Origin of the sequence: uncultured Fibrobacter sp. (assembly GCF_937877005.1) — a bacterium.
In the GTDB taxonomy this organism is placed as follows: domain Bacteria; phylum Fibrobacterota; class Fibrobacteria; order Fibrobacterales; family Fibrobacteraceae; genus Fibrobacter.
On record NZ_CALEFV010000019.1, the window covers coordinates 37,563 to 56,548 of the forward strand.

The 18,986-nt window shown below is 52.5% G+C and carries 15 protein-coding genes and 1 pseudogene; 5 read left to right on the forward strand and 11 right to left on the reverse strand.

The features are described from left to right. Positions 1 to 17: 17 nt before the first annotated feature. The 4 genes from Q0628_RS01030 to Q0628_RS01045 all read right to left on the reverse strand — a co-directional run bounded on the left by Q0628_RS01030 (position 18) and on the right by Q0628_RS01045 (position 4,757). The gene (locus Q0628_RS01030; RefSeq protein ID WP_298767688.1) at positions 18 to 2,396 is read right to left on the reverse strand and encodes a caspase family protein; all 2,379 of its coding nucleotides are present in this window, start codon (positions 2,394 to 2,396) and stop codon (positions 18 to 20) included. A 10-nt stretch (positions 2,397 to 2,406) separates the two neighbouring features. Next, positions 2,407 to 3,204 carry a hypothetical protein gene (locus Q0628_RS01035; RefSeq protein ID WP_298767692.1) on the reverse strand — a complete coding sequence of 266 codons (798 nt, stop codon included), beginning with the start codon at positions 3,202 to 3,204 and terminating at the stop codon, positions 2,407 to 2,409. After that, the gene (locus tag Q0628_RS01040; RefSeq protein ID WP_298767694.1) at positions 3,201 to 3,677 is read right to left on the reverse strand and encodes an RNA polymerase sigma factor; all 477 of its coding nucleotides are present in this window, start codon (positions 3,675 to 3,677) and stop codon (positions 3,201 to 3,203) included. The genes Q0628_RS01035 and Q0628_RS01040 overlap by 4 nt, the downstream gene beginning before the upstream one ends. A gap of 171 nt (positions 3,678 to 3,848) precedes the next feature. After that, complete coding sequence (locus Q0628_RS01045) at positions 3,849 to 4,757, reverse strand: FKBP-type peptidyl-prolyl cis-trans isomerase (protein WP_298767697.1); 909 nt, start codon at positions 4,755 to 4,757, stop codon at positions 3,849 to 3,851. Between the two features lie 305 nt (positions 4,758 to 5,062). On the opposite strand from Q0628_RS01045, the gene Q0628_RS01050 reads away from it, so the two are divergent. Together Q0628_RS01050 and folD are read left to right on the forward strand one after the other, a co-directional pair. Then, entirely contained in the window at positions 5,063 to 5,266 is a 204-nt protein-coding gene (locus Q0628_RS01050) for a hypothetical protein (RefSeq protein ID WP_298767699.1), read from the forward strand. Positions 5,267 to 5,369: 103 nt separating this feature from the next. Beyond that, on the forward strand, positions 5,370 to 6,209 hold the full coding sequence (folD, locus tag Q0628_RS01055) for a bifunctional methylenetetrahydrofolate dehydrogenase/methenyltetrahydrofolate cyclohydrolase FolD (RefSeq protein WP_298767701.1): 840 nt from the start codon (positions 5,370 to 5,372) through the stop codon (positions 6,207 to 6,209). Positions 6,210 to 6,257: 48 nt separating this feature from the next. Here the strand turns inward: folD and Q0628_RS01060 are convergent, their stop codons facing one another. From Q0628_RS01060 to Q0628_RS01075, 4 genes are all read right to left on the reverse strand, one after another. Beyond that, positions 6,258 to 6,533 carry a hypothetical protein gene (locus tag Q0628_RS01060; RefSeq protein ID WP_298767703.1) on the reverse strand — a complete coding sequence of 92 codons (276 nt, stop codon included), beginning with the start codon at positions 6,531 to 6,533 and terminating at the stop codon, positions 6,258 to 6,260. A gap of 91 nt (positions 6,534 to 6,624) precedes the next feature. Further along, the gene (locus tag Q0628_RS01065) at positions 6,625 to 7,611 is read right to left on the reverse strand and encodes a hypothetical protein (protein ID WP_298767705.1); all 987 of its coding nucleotides are present in this window, start codon (positions 7,609 to 7,611) and stop codon (positions 6,625 to 6,627) included. Positions 7,612 to 7,646: 35 nt separating this feature from the next. Continuing rightward, positions 7,647 to 8,321 carry a histidine phosphatase family protein gene (locus Q0628_RS01070; protein WP_298767707.1) on the reverse strand — a complete coding sequence of 225 codons (675 nt, stop codon included), beginning with the start codon at positions 8,319 to 8,321 and terminating at the stop codon, positions 7,647 to 7,649. Continuing rightward, positions 8,322 to 8,885 (reverse strand): phosphatase PAP2 family protein, encoded by a 564-nt coding sequence (locus Q0628_RS01075; RefSeq protein WP_298767709.1) that lies wholly within the window; start codon positions 8,883 to 8,885, stop codon positions 8,322 to 8,324. Between the two features lie 83 nt (positions 8,886 to 8,968). Between Q0628_RS01075 and Q0628_RS01080 the strand changes: the two genes are divergently transcribed. Continuing rightward, positions 8,969 to 10,141: an acetate/propionate family kinase gene (locus tag Q0628_RS01080; protein WP_298767711.1), complete on the forward strand. Its 1,173-nt coding sequence runs from the start codon at positions 8,969 to 8,971 to the stop codon at positions 10,139 to 10,141. Between the two features lie 199 nt (positions 10,142 to 10,340). Here the strand turns inward: Q0628_RS01080 and Q0628_RS01085 are convergent, their stop codons facing one another. Together Q0628_RS01085 and Q0628_RS01090 are read right to left on the reverse strand one after the other, a co-directional pair. Beyond that, positions 10,341 to 13,058, reverse strand: a complete 2,718-nt coding sequence (locus Q0628_RS01085; protein WP_298767713.1) for an Ig-like domain-containing protein — start codon at positions 13,056 to 13,058, stop codon at positions 10,341 to 10,343. Between the two features lie 99 nt (positions 13,059 to 13,157). Next, the gene (locus tag Q0628_RS01090) at positions 13,158 to 14,948 is read right to left on the reverse strand and encodes an ATP-binding cassette domain-containing protein (RefSeq protein ID WP_298767716.1); all 1,791 of its coding nucleotides are present in this window, start codon (positions 14,946 to 14,948) and stop codon (positions 13,158 to 13,160) included. Positions 14,949 to 14,999: 51 nt separating this feature from the next. On the opposite strand from Q0628_RS01090, the gene Q0628_RS01095 reads away from it, so the two are divergent. Together Q0628_RS01095 and Q0628_RS01100 are read left to right on the forward strand one after the other, a co-directional pair. Beyond that, positions 15,000 to 15,953: a porin family protein gene (locus tag Q0628_RS01095; protein ID WP_298767718.1), complete on the forward strand. Its 954-nt coding sequence runs from the start codon at positions 15,000 to 15,002 to the stop codon at positions 15,951 to 15,953. Positions 15,954 to 16,058: 105 nt separating this feature from the next. Then, the gene (locus Q0628_RS01100; RefSeq protein ID WP_298767722.1) at positions 16,059 to 16,886 is read left to right on the forward strand and encodes an outer membrane beta-barrel protein; all 828 of its coding nucleotides are present in this window, start codon (positions 16,059 to 16,061) and stop codon (positions 16,884 to 16,886) included. A 49-nt stretch (positions 16,887 to 16,935) separates the two neighbouring features. Here the strand turns inward: Q0628_RS01100 and Q0628_RS01105 are convergent. Further along, positions 16,936 to 18,986 (reverse strand): annotated as a pseudogene (locus Q0628_RS01105) (spermine synthase); the annotation flags it as partial.

Consider the following 18,986-nt stretch of genomic DNA (forward strand, 5'->3'; position numbering starts at 1 on the left):
AAGTGTCACTTCTTTTTTTAGAACCTTCCCACGGTAATGCCCGAGTAGAATCCGGGCCAGAAACGACCTTTATGCTTTTCGCTGCCGAAGTCGTCGTGGTAGTTGTTCCAAGGTTTTGGCCAGAGTTTGTCCGCATAGCCCAGGGTTACAAGGTTCAGTGAGCCGCCAACCGCAAGGCCAACACCCGGGAACAGCTTGTGCACAAAGCCTAGACGCAGGCGGTGGTGGTAATTCCAATCCCTTTCGCCACTGAACGAAAAATCATCATAGGCATTCAGGAGCATGTATTCCAGTTCAAAATGGTTACCGTACTTGCCGAACTGCGTACCGATTCCGTAGCCGCTTTCGTAGCGATCTTCAAAGTGCTTGAAGCCATTACCCTTTTCGAAAGGGCGAGCCCATTCAAAAGCAGTGTAGAAATAGGCCGTACCCAAGTGGAGCGAAAGACCCAGAGCACCCATTTCGTTAAGGGTGGTCGATGCCGACCATACGCCGTTACCCACCACGCTAACAAAGCCCACCGGAGTCTTTTCACATTCCACGCAAACATTCACAAAGCCCACCTGACGGCCCTTGGACTTGGGCGCTACATTCACGTATCCCACCTGGGTTCCACCTTCCCAAGCCGCCACATTCACAAAGCCCACGCCTACGCGGGTATTGACCGCCACGTTCGTAAAGCCGACTTGAACATCATTGTCTTTTGCCACATTTACAAAGCCCACTTGCACATCGGCGTCCTTGGCGACATCCACAAAGCCCACCTGCACGCCAGAGCCCACGCTCGCATTCACAAAACCGACATGGGTCTTGCTGTATTCCGAAGCGTTCACAAAGCCAAGCTGCAAGTAGCGCATGGTATCGAGAGCGGCATTCACAAAACCAATCTGCGCCGCTTCGGAACTTTCCGACGCCCAGTTGATATAGGACAGCTGCAAACCATCGACACTTTCGGCGTAGTTCACCAAGCCCGAAATCTGTGCCCCGTCAATATTTTCGTTTGCGATATTCAAGAGGCCCGTCACCTGGATGCCACGCATATCCTTGTCGGCGCTGTTCACAAACAGGCTCACCTGCGAACCGACCATGTAGTCTTTCGTCTTGGTCGCAAAGAGGCCCAGCTGCACGCCCTTGCGCGGTTCCTTGTCGCGGTCGTAAAAGTCAAAAGTCGTGCGGGAAATGCCGTTGCGGTCCAAGGAATCCAGCGAGCACTTTGCCGCATCGCCACCAGCACAAGACCGTTCGCTCTTGATCTCGCCACGGAGAGCCGTCTTTTCGACAGTGACCGTATTGAACTGCTTTTTGGAAAGTCGCGCACGGTTGTTGTCATAAAGCGTAATCGAGGCTTCCTTGAATTCGGCAGGCCGCTCCATGCGAACGCTATACTTGCCGGCAGGGAACCCAAGACTCATGGCGCGGCCGGACTTCTTGTAGAGTTCGGCGACCAGTTCGCCCCTTTCGTCGCGAATGAACAGGTGACCGTCCACATTTTCGTCCAATTCAAGGCCTGCGCTCGTGCTGCGCAAATCGGTCATCACCACGTCACCGGTGCCCGCCAAGTTCATGTCGCGGCTGGGGTGCTGGGCGCCACCCATGGTGGCTTCGGTCTTCTGGAGAGTTTCATTGAAGGCGAACTGGTAGGCTTCGGAAAGCGTCACCTTGCCGTCGCCGCTTGCATCGCCTGCGCCGCGGAGGCCACTCACCAGCGAATGCGTGAAGAACGAACCCTTCAGCTTGTCGCTTTCCTGGCTAGATTCATCTTGCGTGCTGCTCGTGATAAAGGCGTAGCCTTTCATGTCGCTGCTCTTGTCCACCATGAACGCAGGGACAGCGACACCGCCCTTCGCACGCGTAATGGCGCCCGAGCCGCACGCATCAATCACCGCAATCTTTACATCGGCATTGAGCGCATCAATGCGCTTGCGGAATTCCTTCCAGCTGTAAATTTCTTCACCGAGGCGAAGTCCCTTCTCGTCGGCATGTCCGCTGTAGTACACCAGCACTTCTTCGCGGGAATTGTCCGCCACATTCGCCGATTTTCTGGATTCCCTAGCCGAAACAAGCTTCTTGTCGAGCATGTCCAGCTGCTTCTGCAGTTCCGAAACGCTCGGCTCCGTCACCCGGTACACATTCTGCCTTGCAACGCCTCCCATCTGCGAAAGCACATTGGCGAATGCGCGGGCATCACTTTCGGCATAGCGCAGTACCGGGCGGCCCTTGCCGCCGTTGTTCGCGCTCACCGCAAACACGTAACGGTTAATCGAGATTTCGCCGGAATTCGTAGCGGCATGCACATTGCTCGCTGCAGCCAAAATCGCCACCAGACACACCAGGCAAAGCACCGCCGATCCCGACAAAAAATCGCAGAATAGAATTTTACCCAAAAACTTTTTCATCTTCTCCCCCTTACTTTTCCACCTTGCGAAGCGTCAAGTGCTCCTGGCGCACCCCCTTCCTCTTGAACGCAGCGTCAATATCGTTTGCATCGATCGAAAATTCTTCGTCCGATGTGAGCAAGTAGAATGTTTCAAACTTCGGCGCATTGTCAAGCCTGTAGGCAAACGGAAGCGTCGTCATCTTGCCCGGGACAAGTTCAATGGCGCGGTTCTCGTCGGCCATGTGCATTGTAACGGTACCGTTGCCGTCCAAGCTGAAAAGCATCCCGAAGCACTTTTCCGGCACCGAGTAGCGCAACTGGATTTCGTCGCCTTCGCGCGCCTCGTCCAAATTCGACATCTGCACGGCGCTATCGGCAGTCTTCTTCCACACTTCGATGCGGACGCCCAGCCCCTTGATGCGCGTATCGGCAACTTCCGGAGCGGCACCTTCGCCTGCCATAGCCACTTCCATCGTAGCATCGGGGCTATCGTAGGTCGAAACATTGCGGTTCAAGGCCACCATCAGAAAAACACCCACCGCGACAACCAAGGCGGCCGCCACCTTGAGCCACAAGGTACCAAGTCCGGCATGTTCCTCACCGCACGCTCCCGTGCGATCCACGGATTCTTCCAGCTTCGATTCCAGCCCCGCAAACGGATTCTCCGCGAGAATGCGGGCATTCTCTTCACGCATCGCCCTCACGCGGGCGGCAAAGATTTCATCTTCCGCTTCGCGCTTCTGCAAGGCAGACATTTCTTCTTCGCTCAGTTCCCCGAGCAGGTAGCGCTCCACCTTCAAATCGGAAATTTTATTGACAGCAGTCATCTTTCAACCTCCAGATTTTTGACTTTCGCCTGCAGGGTACGCAAACGCTTACGCACGCCACTCACCGAAAGTCCAACAGTCTCCGCAGTCTCTTCCAGGGTCATGCCATCCACATAGTGGAGGACCGCTATCGTCCTGGTCGATTCCTGCTCCTTGGAAAAAATCCTTGCCAATATCCCACCGGCTTCACGTCCGCCGTCTTCTTCGGCACAGGCAATGCTCAAAAGCAAATCGCTCGTATCGACATCGAGACCGCGGCGCTTCTTGTCGCGGATGCGGTTCAGGCAGAGCCTGGTCGCCGTATTCCACAGCAAGCTGGACGGCTGCGCCAAATCCAGCGAGTCGAGACGCTCGTATATGCGCAAAAAAACATTCTGCAACATATCCTTCGCTTCGTCTTCATCCTTAAGCAAAAAGACACAACGGCGGTAAACCATCGGGGCATAAGCCTCGTAAAGTTTCGAAAAAGCCATGTGGTTAAGGAGATTTTTCCCGTTCATACCATTGTAACACTTGTCGAGGTCAAAAGTGTTACCGCAAATTTAGATAAAAAGCCAATCTCAGTCTGTATACAGGACAAGACCTTACTCTGTATACAAAAAACCCCCGAATCACTTCGGGAGTTTTCTGCCTTTAAGAGAGAATTACTTTTTCTTAGCAGGTTTTGCTGCAGGCTTCTTCTCCACGGCCGGAGCCGTTTCCGTTGCAGGCTTTTCGACAGCAGGAGCGGGTTCCGGTGCAGGGGGCACCTGAGCGGTACTGTCAATCGCAGGAACTTCTGCAAAAACCTTAAGAAGCTCCACTTCGAATACGAGCATCGCATTCGAAGGAATCATCGGCGGCACACCGGCTTCGCCGTAAGCGAGAGCACTCGGGATCCAGGCCTTTACTTTGTCGCCCTCCTTGAGCACCAGAAGCAAGTCCTGCCAACCCTCAATAACAGCATTCACCGGGAATTCAAGCGGTTCACCGCGTTTCACACTGTTGTCAAACTCCGTTCCATCGAGAAGCGAACCCACATAATGCACCTGTACCCGTTCGGAAATCTTGGGGCTAATCCCCGTTCCAGCCTTCAGGACACGATACTGCACACCCTTGGTCGTCATCTTGATTGTAGAATCCATAGCGTTCTTGGCAAGCACCTGAGCCTGTTCATCCAGCGCCTTCTGGGCCTTCATCTTTTCTTCGGCCTCCTTCTGCTTCTGCATCTGCAGCAACAAATCCTGAAGTGCCGACTGCGAGGCAGAATCGTTCATGAGAACTTCGCGGCTAGAATCCACCTGGTCCTTAATAGCTTCCATAAGCACCGGAATATTCAAGGGAACATTAATATTAGCGACAGCCTTGCCGAGATCCATGCCCAACGCGTAGCTATACCGATCCGTAGGGTTCGTCAGGTCCGCCTTGACGGGCGCTGCAGCAGGGGCCACCGCCACCGTATCGCTAGGAGCAGGAGCCGCTGTAGGTTCTACCGCAGGTTTTTGGCTTCCACCGCAGGCAACAAATATCCCACAAACGGCAAACCCAAGAGAAAAACCGGCAATTTTCTTCATATAAGTCCTTGATTATTAGTGATTTAAACCACACTAAACATACAAAATTCACTCTAGGAACATTGAGAGAACACTTTTTGGGAACACCAAAAACAGTTCAGAAACCGCCTTTTTTTCCCGTCAGTTTTCCAAAAACATTGTTTTTCGCTAAAAAAACGCACTTTTATCCAAATTGAGCATTGCGATTAGGGGCTCTTGACGTAACTAGAACTTTACAAATAGGGTTGCACGAACGAGACAATGTTTCTAAATTTACACACAAGAGAGAGAAATAAGGAAAAAGTATGAATTATCGTTTTCAAAATATGATAAATTCTGCCTCCGCGAACAAGCAGGAGTTCGACACCTCCATCAACGGTGTCCGTGAAAGCCTTGACGAAATGGTCGGTTCGCAGATTTCGCCCACTGTGGCACCTAACCCGGCAAAGACCGGTTGGTTGAAAGGATCCCTTTCCTACCCATGGGTTTTCGTCTGCTCCCTGGTGCCGAGTTTTAAGGATCTCTTCTAAAGTTTTTTCCATACAGAACACTTAATGACACCCCGCCCGGCGGGGTGTTTTTTTATTTAGCGAACCTTTTATTGCTATCTTTGGCGAAAAAACGGAGACCTTTATGGCAGCACTCATCCTCGATGGCAAAGCTCTTGCCAAGACCACGGAAGAAGAACTCAGCGTCCGCGTGGCAAAGCTCAAGGAAAAGACCGGCAAGACCCCGATTCTCGCCACCATCCTCGTCGGAGATGATCCCGCATCGGCCACCTACGTGAAAATGAAGGGCAACGCCTGCGCCCGCGTCGGCATGGAAAGCATCCGTGTCGTAATGCCAAAGGAAACCACCACCCAGGAACTTCTCGACAAGATCCAGGAACTCAACGAAAATAACGATGTGCACGGCATCTTACTGCAGCACCCGGTTCCTCGACACATTGACGAACGCGCCGCCTTCGAAGCTATCGACGCCCGCAAGGACGTTGACGGTGTAACCTGCCTCGGTTTCGGTCGCATGGCAATGGGCGAAAAAGCTTACGGCTGCGCCACTCCCGCAGGTATCATGCGTCTCCTCAAGGCCTACAACATTCAGCTTGCCGGCAAGCACGCCGTGGTCGTGGGTCGCAGCGCCATTCTCGGTAAGCCGATGGCACTCATGCTATTGAATGCAAACTGTACCGTGACCATTTGCCACAGCAAGACCGAAAACCTCCCCGACTACATCAAGCAAGCAGATATTCTCGTAGGCGCCGTCGGCAAGCCGGAATTCATCAAGAAGGAATGGATTAAGCAGGGAGCCGTCGTCGTAGATGCCGGTTATCATCCAGGTGGAGTCGGCGACATAGAAAAGGGTCTTGAAGATATCGCATCCGCCTATACCCCGGTTCCGGGCGGCGTGGGTCCGATGACCATCAACACGCTCATCTACCAGAGCGTGGAAAGCGGAGAAAAATTCCTCGGATAACCCAGAAAAAATTAACGAAAAAGGTCCACGTATCGGCGTGGGCCTTTTTTAGCGGCGCTGGCGTTCCAGCTCGACGGCATCCGCCTCGGGCGAATTAGGCGAGAGCATACCCTTCATCATATTGCCGACAAATTCCGCCCCGACGCCGATAATCGTTCCCACCGTGGAATCATTCGAGAACTGACGACTATCCATAGAGGCAGTTGCGTCCTTTATTGCCGATTTTTCGTTTTCTTTTGGATCGGAATAGACCATCGGCCCCTTCTTCGTCCCAAGATCGACAGAATCCGCCACAGTCGCCTTTTTCTGCACTAACTGTGCCATGGCCATTCCGGCACATGCAAGCAACAATAAACCGACAAATTTCATTTACGCCCTCTAATTCAGACGCTTTCAAATATAGCAAGGAAATTTGCTAGCAGAATTCCTTCAAGAATATCTTGGCATCCATGGACTGCACTAGAGAATCGCCAAACAGCCCTGTCAGGCGTTCAAGCTCCGGATGTCCAGGTTTTTCAAACACGACCACTTTCTTGAACCGATCCCGGTGAGCAAGAAGAAACTCCAAATTATTCATGTCGGTCTTCGGGAAACCATATCCCAAGAAATAGATTTCCTCCGCATTCTTAAGATAATAATCCGCCTTGCTCCATAACAAATTGAACAAGCTTCCCCGCAAGAAGGATTCCTTCGCGTGCGCCATTGGAATATAGATGGGAGTGTCTTCGCGATAAATAGGGAAACTGCGGTCGCAGGGTTCGACCTGGCACACATTCTGAAGATCCAGCGAATCGGAAGCACCCTTGACCGCATACCAGTTTAGCGATCCGTGCAACTTGATCAAGTCAACCGTATGGGTCCGCGGCTCTCGAACCGCAGATCGGTCGGCAGGGTCTATGCGAACGCCATAATCTACCGAGACTTGCTCTGAAAGATCTTCGTCATCGGAAATAGCATTTTCGACTAGCATATCATAATTAAACGAGAGCAAAAGCGTATCGCGAACGCCTTCCCGAGGGCTATTCACGCAATTTCTCAGAAACATCCGAAGTATCTGTAGCGATTCACCCTCGATACCTTGATCGTGGCGAATGACGCTCGCAATAAAGCGCAGAAGCTCGAATCGCAGACTGGAATGATACAGACTTTCTCGCATTCCCGGGAAAATCTGCGCCGAAAGGATCGAAGTCGACAATGTTTCAATGTTCAGGTATTCAGATTGATTATTGCATAACTCTAGAAAACGCCTGCAATAGTCCCGCAGATGCGGAAATTCATCCGATATTCCAAAAGGTATAAGCTCATTCAGATCACGGAGCGTGGGCATCTGCGGACAAAAGGACTTGCTAAATCCGGAACCCAACACAAAAATGCGGCGATATGTACTAGATGCGGTTTCCATACCCCTTAATATATATTAATTAGCCGTCAGGGAACCTAAAAATTCAGCCAGCCCGTTTCAAGAGCTGTCACAGGAACAAGCCGTTTTACCTTTTTTCCGAAATCATCCGCCACGACGGCCAGGCCGCTCAAGAAATTCATCCAGCGCTTCGGTGAAAACTGCATCTTGCAAAAGTGCGTAAGGCACGGCACCACCCAGGCATCGTGCGTCGCAAAAATGTTGAATCGGGCGTCCCCTTTTTCAAGCATCATCGCAAGCAATTCTTCGGATCTTGCCGCCAGCGGATAGAAAGCCTCGCGAATACCACGTGCCTTTTGAGCAGCCTCATTTTTTAGCCATTCGCAAATACCTTCGTAAAAACCGGCGTGCAGCACCTTGGTGTATTCGCCGTAATCTTGAACAAAGTATTCCGCTAGGCAATCAAGCGGCTGCACCTGCGGTTTTTCAATACCGCGCCCCACGCCAATATTCAAAGCCGTCTCCATGCAGCGGCCTACCGGACTCGAAAAGAAACTCATGTCGCCCTCGGCAGGAATGCACTTGCCAAGCGACAAAGCCTGTTCGCGCCCGCGTTCCGTAAGGCCCACATGCGCACCGAAGTCAGGATCTTCGGGAGTAATGTGCCTGCGTTCCCCGTGACGAATCAAAAGGAATACGCGTTCGTCAGCGGCAAGGGATTCAAAAAACTGCGCAGCCGGGACAAATTCCATCTAAGCCCCGACACCGATTGCCGCAAGAACAGACGGCGAGCAAAGAACCCATATTGCATGCGCAATCGCAAAACTCAAAATGCCGAGCAGGAAACCGCAAATAATATCCGTGAGCCAATGCACGCCAAAGTACACGCGCAAAAGTCCCCATGTGAGCGGCAAGAGCATCATGATCCAGCCGTACTGCGGCACCGCATAGAACACCGCCGAGGCCACCGCCAAGTTGTTCATGGTATGGCCCGACGGAAAACTGTACTTGTCGAGCGGCGGAACTTCCGCCTTGATTTGCGGGTTCGCCGCAAATGGCCTCGGCCGCTTTGTGCTAAGCTTTACGCCTTCGTAAACAATAAGTGCGACGAGAATGGCAACAACCGCCTGAGCCAAAATCGGCCAAAACGCCGACCAGCCCAAATGCAAAAAAAGCACCACCGCAAAAACGCCCCAAATGTAGCCGTCTCCCAGACGCACATAAAACTTGAGAAACTTCGTCGTCTTCTCGGAAAAATGCCGGTTCGTCCAATACACCGACACGCGATTGTCAAACTCTGCTATTTTCTTGAACATCGGGGTAAATGTAGATTTTTCAATTGGCGACGCCACGCCAAAATTCCTATTTTATCAGCTGTTAAAACAAAAAGGATAATACAATGCGCGTACTCGTTCTTAATTGCGGCAGCTCCTCGGTCAAGTTCGCCGTTATCGACACCCAGACCAAGCAGTCCATCTCCAGCGGCCTCGTCGAAAATATCGGCGTGAACGGCCACGTAAAGGCCAAGGGCCCGGTCGGCAACATCGACTTCAATTTCGATTGCCCGACCCACGCCGAAGCCGTTGCCGAAGTGCAGAAGTTCCTCGCCGAACAGAAGCTCACCGACACCATCGAAGCCATCGGCCACCGCGTAGTGCACGGCGGCAAGTACGTCAAGAGCGAGCGCGTCACGCAGGAAGTCATCGACTACATCCGCAGCATCACGCTATTCGCCCCGCTCCACGAACCCGCACACGCCACCGGTATGGAATGCGCCACCAAGTTCTTCCCGGGCCTCCCGCAGGTCGCCGTGTTCGACACCGCCTTCCACCAGACCATGCCGCGCAAAGCCTACCTCTACGGCATTCCCTACAAGTTCTACGAAGAAGACAAGATCCGCCGCTACGGCGCACACGGCACAAGCCACCGCTTCGTGACCGGCGAAGCCGCCAAGATTCTCGGCAAAAAGCCGGAAGACTGCTGCTTCATTACCGCTCACCTCGGTAACGGTTCCAGCTGCTCCGCCATTCTGAACGGCCAGTGCGTTGACACCACCATGGGCTTTACCCCGCTGGAAGGCCTCATCATGGGTACCCGCTCCGGCTCCCTTGACCCGGCCATCCTCTTCTTCATCAGCAAAAAATACGGTTACGATATCGACCGCCTCGACAAGCTCGTGAACAAGGAATCGGGCCTCCTCGGCCTCTCCGGACTCAGCAACGACATGCGCACTTTGACGCAGGCCGCAAGCGAAGGCCACGTGGGCGCACAGATCGCCCTCGAAACTTTCGCCTACAGGCTCACCCGCGAAATCGGCGGCATCGCCATGGCACTCCCCCGCATCGACGCCCTGGTGTTCACCGGCGGTATCGGCGAGAACAGCAAGCTCGTCCGCAAGATGGCGATGGACAACCTCAAGATTCTCGGCTACCAGATCGACGAAGCCCGCAACGAGAAGAACGGCAAGGAATCCGGCCACATCATTAGCAAGGACGGCACCCCGACCGCGATGGTCGTTGCGACGAACGAGGAACTCCTCATCGCGCTGGATACTGAAGCTCTCGTTAAATAGCAGTAACCGTGAGCAACAAGCCCCATGCGTTAAGCTGGGGCGGTTGCAAGAGTGAGCGCCAACCCTGCACTTGTTTTGCTGATTCTGGCGCGAACGGTCTGAAAAGGCCCCGCTAAGCGGAGCCTTCTTTCGTTATTTTCAACGAGATCCTTCGATGCGGCGTTTTACAACGCCTTGCTCAGGATGACGAAGCAGTGCGTTACCTAATGGTCCAGGTCTGCTTGTTCACTTGCAGGATCTTTCTGCCCTGCACCTGAGCGGCAGCGTTACGCACATCGGCTTCGCTCACCGGGAGCCTGTGCTTCCACATCACGCGGCCCTGCATATCGAAGATTGCAGCCACGCCACGGTCAGCGAGGATGGCGCTCTGCCAGGAAGCCTTCGGAGCTGCGAGTACGGGAACAATCGAATTCGGATCGTTGTCCACCACGAACGTGATTCTAGTAGAAGCGGAATCGGTAGCATCCTTGGCCCAAATAAGGAACGTGTAGGCTGTCTGGGGAGCGATTACAGCACCTTCAGCCGGAGTTATAATCAGGAGGCTATCTTCCATTTCCCATTTCAGGTCTTTGTCGATGCCTGCACCCGTCACGATGGAGAATGTCAGCAGATCACCATCGGGGTCGTAAAGGTACTGGTTCAGATTAACCGAGTCAACCCAGGCTGCTTCAAGGCCCACATAGCGTGTCGCAGTCTTGGCAACTGCGGCAGGCTTGTCCTCGACACAGCTAATCATCGCGGGAATCACCAGATCCGTAGAAGCGCCCTTGGTATCGGTTGCCGTCACGATTACATCGGCTTCACCGCAGACATTCTTTGCAGAATTAATGACAAGAACACCCGAAGAGAAGGTGGGGCGAAGCAGGCTGTCAGTACTACGAGCAGAGAAAGTCAACTTCGTGACCGCATCGGCATCGTCAGCAAACCAAGACTGCACTTCGCTCTTCTGGTACCTAACTGCAACCAGGAAGTCTTCCTTGAGTGCGGCCAGGCGGTCGCCCACCGTATCAAGGACACCTTCCACAATCTGCGGAGGCTGATTCTTGTATTCCACAGTCAATGACACTGTTGCAGGAGCGGAAGTATCACCCTCCGCATTCACGATGAAGTATGTGAAGAAATCTTCGCCTTCAAAATGACCTGCATCGTAAGTGAAGGATCCATCTGTGGCCAGTTCCACGGTTCCCTGAGCGGCATCATCAAGGAGGTACGCCTTGAGGACACTTGTTCCATCGGGGTTCTTATCATTAGCAAGAACTCCCTTCGCCTTAAGCACCTTGTTCAAGGTATCCTGAACGACCTTATAGGAGTCTTCGACTGCAACCGGCTTATCCGCCACCGGATTGACCTTCACAAAGAACGCGACACTTGCCGTATCCTTGCCGTCTGCAGCGAAAAGACGCACCTTGGCAACACCATTTGCATCTGCAACGGACGAGATTTCAATTACATGGTTCAAACCTATCAAGCCGTATTCGGCCGAGACAACATCATCCGTCTTCACATTGACAGGAACGCTTGTCGAAACATAGTCTGGGTCGCTAAAGATAACGTTTTCCGTCGGGATTTTAACGACAAAGGCACCAAAGTCCTCATCCACTACAACCGTATCGCCAAGATTGCGTTCATCCGTTTCCACCATGATCAAGTCTTTGACTACCGTCACACCGATCGGGTCATCCACATTCGTAACGGTAATAGTCACCGTAGCAATGTTACTTGTCTTGACTACATAGGAGGAATCGGAGGCACGAACAACTTCGGTCAAACTATAGGTAAACACATCCGTGCCAAAGAAGTTTTCCTCGGGGGTATAAGTAAATCCGCCCGTTTCCGCATCAAAGACCAGCTCACCATGAGCTGTCGTCTCAACCAGTTCCGGAGTAAACCCGTCGCGATCGGCATCATAGTCGTTTTCGAGGAGGTTTCCCTTCAAAGACACCGTCAGCTTGGTTTCTTCCTTCGTCTCGTAGTGGTCATCCACAGCCACGGGAGCATTTTCCCTATCAACGGTCTCCACGATCACACTATAGGAAGCAGACTTCTTGCTGGGGTCTGTTGCCGTGATCGTGACAGAGGCACTTCCCTGAGGATTGGGTCCCGTAATCAAGTTCAGGATCTTGGTCTTTGCATAAAGCGAATCAGCTAGCGTCACGATTCCGGCCTGTTCACCGATAATCCCAATCTTGTAGGTCAGATCATCGCCGTCGCCATCAAAGAAAAGTTCCGTCAAGTCATACCTAAGCGTATCACCTTCATTCAGTGTCACCGTCGGATTGACCTCGGACTTATAGGGTTCCAACAGTTCCGGAGCGTAGGTAATGCAGGAATCCGCCAGCACGAAGCTCGAAATGTTCACGGTATTACTTAAAAGACCACCGGACGCCTTGGCATGAGTATTCTTGTAACTAATCTGGATTCCCAGCTGAGCGGCCGCGCTCCAGGCTACGGTCGACGAAGAAGTCCAGCCCTTCGTCAAGTCCTTAAAAGCGACAAACACGGACTTAGGACTAGCAGCTGCATCAAGGTCCATGCCATAGTAATTATTATCCTTGATGGTGCTCTGCTTGAAATCCAGGCGGAACTTGGCATCCGCCGTATAGGTCATGCACACGCCCTTGTAGGCGGAAAGACTGACCGCGACATCAGAGCACTCCCAGTTCGCATTGCAGGACTGCTTCCAGCCAATACCATACCCGGCATAAGCGTCCTTGGTCGAAGATGCGACCGTGAAGTCCAGCACCTTGGCCTCGTTCACGTTCGTCGTATCTACAGAGGAGCCGATTTTATCGGCATAGGTAAAGGAGTAGGCCGTTCCAAAAGTAGCCTCTTCGGTTGTACTCCAAACGACAGCCGACGCGGCAGCGGCGTAGCAGGACAGGGCTCCGACCGCCAAAAGAGTTAATTTTTTTGCCATAAACGCCTCATTTTTCTAATAACCTTATAAATGTATCATTTTTTTATTATCGGCAATGAGCGCAAAATCCAAAAAAGGGGGAAAACACCCCAAAAATTGTCACCCACCGAGGGAATCTAGCTCTTCGTAGCGTTCGTAGGCTCTTTCAAGCTCGGCTTCACGATCGGAAATCTCCCCCTGCAGTTCTACAATCCGGGCTGCATTGGTATAAACTTCGGGCTTCGAAAGTTCCGTCTGACGTTCGGCGATTTCGGCTTCAAGCTTTTCAATTTTTTCGGGGAGAACCGCGTATTCGCGCTCCTCATTGTAACTTCTCTTTTTTTTCTTGACTGGGGATGTTGCAGATGTCGCTGCCGGAGCCTCTTTTTCGGCGGCAATACGCGCCGCATTCGCGGCTTCCTTGTCGCGAACTTTCTTCTTCGCTTCGTAATCGCTGTAGCCTCCCACCGATTCAAACACATTTCCGCCATCCTCTATAGCGAGGATACTCGTCGCGAAGGAATCGAGGAAAGCACGGTCGTGGCTTACTACCAGTACCGTTCCCTTGTAGTCGACCAACAATTCCGCCAGAAGATCGAGCGTCTCCATATCCAAGTCATTCGTTGGTTCATCCATGACCAGGACATTGCTCGGATGGCTAAACAAACAGGCCAGTAACAAGCGGTTACGTTCTCCACCGCTCAGGGCGCTAATCGGTCCGCGTGCACGATCCGCCGAGAAAAGAAAGTCTTGCAAATAACTTAACACATGGCGTTTGACGCCATTCAAGGTAATGTAGGCCTGGCCATCGCCAATATTCTCAATAAGCGACTTGTCTTCGCGAAGCTGAGTCCGCATCTGATCGAAATAGGCTATCTGAAGATTCGCACCTAGGCGAATGTTCCCTTCCTCCGGCACAATTTCACCAAGAATCAATCTCAATAATGTCGTCTTTCCGGAACCGTTCGGTCCCACGATACCGATACGGTCCCCACGAGAAACTTCGGTCGTCACATGGCTAATCAGGGGCGCACCATCGTAAGAGTAGCTTACATCGGTGAGCCGCGCAACCAGTCGTCCGGAACGCTCCGCCTCGGTAATCTGCATATTCACGTTGCCCGTACGGCTGCGGCGGCTCGCGCGCTCTTCGCGCATCTTAATCAGAGCGCGCACGCGGCCCTCGTTGCGGGTTCGGCGAGCCTGAATTCCCTTACGGATCCACACTTCCTCCTCGGCAAGCCTCTTGTCGAACAGCTCGTTTGCCTTATCCTCTTCGGCAAGAGCCTGATCCCTGAACTGAACAAACTTGTCATAGGGGAAATCCCAGCAGCGCAACCGACCGCGATCCAAATCAAAGATTCTGTTCGCGACACGGCGCACAAAGGCGCGGTCATGACTCACGAACATCAAGGCACACGAAAGACGCGTAACTATTCCTTCAAGCCACTGGATAGCGGGAATATCCAGATGGTTCGTCGGTTCATCAAGCAAAAGCAAATCCGGCTCCGTGGCAAGCGCTCTAGCAAAAAGGACTCGCCTTTTCTGTCCGCCCGAAAGGTCATCGTACAAGGTCAAAGGATCAATCCCCGTCTTGCCAAGAACCGCCTCGGCATGGGCATCGTGGTTTCCATCATGCACCACAAGCGACATGACAACATCGCGCACCGTTCCGTCCATGTGTGCGGGAATCTCCTGGATCATCCGAGCCACCCGAAGACCAGACTTCTTGATGACCTCGCCCGATGCCTCCATTTCCCCCGTAAGCACCTTAAGTAAGGTACTCTTGCCGCAACCGTTGCGGCCAACTAGGCAAATCCGGTCAAGAGATTCTATATCAAAGCAGACATTATCAAGCAACGGAGCATTGGCTCCTATGCGCAAAAGAAGGTTCTGGGCAGAAAGAATCGGCATATGTCTATCGTCTTATTTTACAAAAAAATAAAAATTGTTATAATTAGGCATATGAAATTCGTTCCGACGTCGACACTTTTTTCATCGATCCTTCTCATAGGCGCCCTAGCAACCTCCAGCGCATTTGCGCAAGGCGTATTTGAGGGTTCCGGTGAAGTTAGCGACCCAAACTGCGTCGGTGATGGATGTGGCTACATTCCTGCAAACGAGGCCAATTCTAGCGAGACCTCCTCTACAGAATCCAACAATGCCGTCGTTGCCGACTCCAACGAAACGCAACTGGACTCCACTGTCGCCACGGCCGATAGCATTGCTGCCAAGGACACAGCAAAGGCTGTCGTCAACATCGACGAAGAAGACGATGACAGGCCAAACTTCATAAACGAGAACGCCGAAGAATATCGCGCCCGCAAGGAAGGTTTCTCCAGAGGCATTCAGTTCGGCATCCGTCTCGGAGGCGGCATCAGCACCCATTTCGGAAACGGATCCGAAAACTGGGACCTTGGCTACGAAGGAACTGGCGGTCTGATGGCCCAACTTCCGCTCGGCCCCTCCATCGGCGTTCTAACGGAACTTGATTTTACCTACCGTCACTATAGCTACGAAGAAAACGAACAATACGGTCACAACGAGGCAACCATCGACGAGTTCCTCTTCGAAATTCCCGTCATGGCACAGTACTATTTTGACGAAGACGGCCTATTCGTCGCACTCGGCATGAACCTCGGTCTAAAAATGAGTGGCGAATCCGAATTCAAGCAGGAAATCAAGACCGACGAATACAAGGACAAAGACAAGCGGCCCAACACCCTGCCGACTGTCGGCGTAGAAATCGGCGGACTGTTCGACATCGGTTACACCATCAACCGATGGCTGATTGTCGACATAAGAGTTATACAAAATTTTACAAACCTGCTTGATCAGGACCTCATCGCAGAATCAGCGCTTACGCGCACCAAGCTCTACACAATGCACGTTACTGCCGGCATCACCCTTCTGCTGTAAAAAAAAATTTTCTACACCCTTTTTACACAGTGAATTTATTTTATAGGCGGGATTCACGTGTTCATTTATTATTATTAAACTATGAACTTTAAGAGATTGAGTGTAGTGTTGGCCACAGCTTTTGCCTTGGCCATGCCAGTAATGGCACAAGAGGCCTCCGAAGATGATGGAGAATGGGCAACCGCAGCAGATGCATCTTCCGGCAACGACGGTTCTTCTGAAAATGCAGCAGTCGAACCGGGTACATACGACGGTTCCACCGACAGCGAATTTGCAAACGATGAAGAATACGCCAGCGCCTACGCACGTTACAAGGCCGAGACGACTAAAAGGTCCGACATTAACCGCCAGCGTAACGAAGGTTTCGCCCGAGCAGTGCTCCTTGGCGTCCGCGCCCAAGCTGGCATAAACACCTTCTTCGGCGAAAACTCCGACGGCTGGAACACCGGTTTTCAGGTCGGTGGCGGTCTCATGCTCAAGATGAATTTCATGCTAAAGAATTTGAGTCTCGTTCCCGAACTCACATTCAACTATAGGCACTATACTTACGAAATGGATATGGACATCTATACCAACGAGGGTAGCATCGACATTTTCATTTTCGACATTCCTATCATTTTCCGCTACACCTTCGAAGACTACAACTTCTTCGTAGGCCTCGGCCTGAACATGGGGCTAAAGCTTAGCGGAACATCCGAATTCAAGAACGGTGCCGCCAGCGAGGCGCAGGACAATACCATTTCGACTTCCGGCATGGAAGTCGGCGGCGTATTCGACATCGGTTACATGATTACTCGATGGGTCCATGTCGACCTGCGCGTCGTCCAGTGCTTCACGAGCCTTTCCAACAAGTCCCTGATGCGCGAAGACATTTTCCTCGAATCTTCGCTCAACACGTTCTACACGACTATCGGCGTAAGCTTCCTGTTCTAATGGTCCAACGGTTATACAAAAAGAAGAACCCTCAAAGGGTTCTTTTTTTCTATTCCTCCGCGTCTCCCTGAGGAGCACTTGCCTGCATCCTCCGGAGTTTCTGGATTTCGCGTTCGATCAGCCGTTTCTCGACGGCGAAGAAATCCTCGTTCTTCTGAATGGCATTCTTGTAGATGACATCGGCGAGTTCCGGTTCGCCCGCTAGGAGCGCAATCACGATACAGTTCCGCAGGAAGATATCACCCATTTCGCCAATCTCGTAACGATCAAAGAAGTCTGCAATCAGGAGAGACGATTGCTTGTATACGCCTTCCCGTGCCGCTTCCATGATGCCGAATTCCTCGGAAAAGCTTCTCGGAAGATGTCCTGCATTCACGGCTTCGCTAACCTTAATATAGACCTCGTCCGTATCGCGGGCTTCCATCGGAATGGAGCGAATCCACTCGATATAGTTCTCGCGGAACTTCTGGAAACCGACAGACGCTTCGAGTGCGGCGAGACGCGGATTTTCAGACTGGACGGAATCTACGACTGCCGAATCAGCTTGGACCACCGTATCGGCAGCAGCCTCTTCTTCCAGTAGCTTCAAGAATGCAAGGACCGAAGTCTTCTTGAACTCGTCCCTCGGTTCGGCAAGCATCGCCTTCACTCGGGCTCCGCGACGAAGCGCATAATCCTCGGGATCAAGGTATTGCTGCCAGCACACTTCGCAGCTGTCAAACACCTGTACAATATGAGCTTCGGAATGCACGAAACGCGCTTCTTCGGCCTTATTATCGACCATCGGGATAAACAGGCTGTTAGGCTTAACGCCATCAAGGAGTGAGGCCACCATCTTGTTCGTGAAAAGGAAGTTCCTTTCGCCAAAGAATTCTGGATCTCGATGAATACGCTTGAATTCTGCCACTAACGCCGTATCCGTCGAGAAACGGCCTATACCCTTCTGCATCACGGGCTGGTCGCTTGCAATCATGATGATATCCGGTTCATCGGTCGACTTGTACAGGCTCACATACGGGAACACCGTATCGAGCGCCTTCAGGATATTTAGGAACATCAGGTCGTTAAATTCGTAGGTCTGAATCCACTGCACCCAGAGTGCACCCGGCTTCATGTAGCGACGCATCTTGGCATAGAATTCATGCGCAAAAAGTCCCGCAACGCCACTGACCCACGGATTACTCGGCACGCTAATAATCATGTCGTACTTGCGGCGATTCGTGTGGAAGAATGTCGTTGCATCATCGATAAAGATATGGATACGCGGATCATCGTAACCGCGGTAGTTCCACGGGTAGAATCCCTTGGCGAGTGTCATCATGGCTTCTTCGATTTCGACGCAGTCGAAGTCCTTGAGCAAGGGGTCGGCAAGCAGGTAGTGCGCGCCCATGCCGCTCCCGAAGCCGACCATCGCGGCGTCGTAGGGTTCCGTCTTCACGGCCATGGGCATGAACGCCGTTGCAGCCTGCGTGAGTTCGTCGCTCGAGATGGGAGCTTCGCGGTTCTTGCTCATGCTCGCGTCGGCCTTGCCGTTCGTCTTCACGTAATAATGCACCGGCGATTCGTGGAAACTGATGGTTGCCGTCTTTCCGTCGATGACCTGGATCTTTTCGTTGGGGTGCATGTTCTTGTAGCTGCGGAACACGCCCGAAGTGATGAGCGACGGGTCGAACTTCACGAACAGCGACGGGAGAATCATCACGCACACCATGATGTAGAACATGACGCTGTAGCGGAAGCGCCTGCGGTAAACCACTAGAAGAATGAAGCCGATGGCGAAGTCGAGGAGCGCCGCCGTGACGAGGGCGCCTTTCAGCTGCAATAACGGGAGCAGCAGGAGTCCGCCGCCTGCCGAGCCGATGATGGAGCCGACCGTGTTCCAGCCGTAGACCTTGCCGATGGGCGCTTCGCTCTTGAAGGCGCGCGTGAGAATCAAGGTGATGAGCGGGAGCGTCATGCCTGCAAAGAAGCTGGTGGGTACCATCCACAGGAGCGAAAGTGCGTATTTAAAGAGGCTCCAGCAAACATAACCATCCGATGTCGGGTTGAAAATCTGGTTCGCCTCGTTCATCATGCCCCAGAAGGGCTGGTGGAAATACA

Coding starts and splice junctions, on each gene's coding strand:
- Q0628_RS01030 (WP_298767688.1), bottom strand. CDS start 2,396: ATGAAAAAGTTTTTGGGTAAAATTCTATTCTGCGATTTTTTGTCGGGA.
- Q0628_RS01035 (WP_298767692.1), bottom strand. CDS start 3,204: ATGACTGCTGTCAATAAAATTTCCGATTTGAAGGTGGAGCGCTACCTG.
- Q0628_RS01040 (WP_298767694.1), bottom strand. CDS start 3,677: ATGGCTTTTTCGAAACTTTACGAGGCTTATGCCCCGATGGTTTACCGC.
- Q0628_RS01045 (WP_298767697.1), bottom strand. CDS start 4,757: ATGAAGAAAATTGCCGGTTTTTCTCTTGGGTTTGCCGTTTGTGGGATA.
- Q0628_RS01050 (WP_298767699.1), top strand. CDS start 5,063: ATGATAAATTCTGCCTCCGCGAACAAGCAGGAGTTCGACACCTCCATC.
- folD (WP_298767701.1), top strand. CDS start 5,370: ATGGCAGCACTCATCCTCGATGGCAAAGCTCTTGCCAAGACCACGGAA.
- Q0628_RS01060 (WP_298767703.1), bottom strand. CDS start 6,533: ATGGCACAGTTAGTGCAGAAAAAGGCGACTGTGGCGGATTCTGTCGAT.
- Q0628_RS01065 (WP_298767705.1), bottom strand. CDS start 7,611: ATGGAAACCGCATCTAGTACATATCGCCGCATTTTTGTGTTGGGTTCC.
- Q0628_RS01070 (WP_298767707.1), bottom strand. CDS start 8,321: ATGGAATTTGTCCCGGCTGCGCAGTTTTTTGAATCCCTTGCCGCTGAC.
- Q0628_RS01075 (WP_298767709.1), bottom strand. CDS start 8,885: ATGTTCAAGAAAATAGCAGAGTTTGACAATCGCGTGTCGGTGTATTGG.
- Q0628_RS01080 (WP_298767711.1), top strand. CDS start 8,969: ATGCGCGTACTCGTTCTTAATTGCGGCAGCTCCTCGGTCAAGTTCGCC.
- Q0628_RS01085 (WP_298767713.1), bottom strand. CDS start 13,058: ATGGCAAAAAAATTAACTCTTTTGGCGGTCGGAGCCCTGTCCTGCTAC.
- Q0628_RS01090 (WP_298767716.1), bottom strand. CDS start 14,948: ATGCCGATTCTTTCTGCCCAGAACCTTCTTTTGCGCATAGGAGCCAAT.
- Q0628_RS01095 (WP_298767718.1), top strand. CDS start 15,000: ATGAAATTCGTTCCGACGTCGACACTTTTTTCATCGATCCTTCTCATA.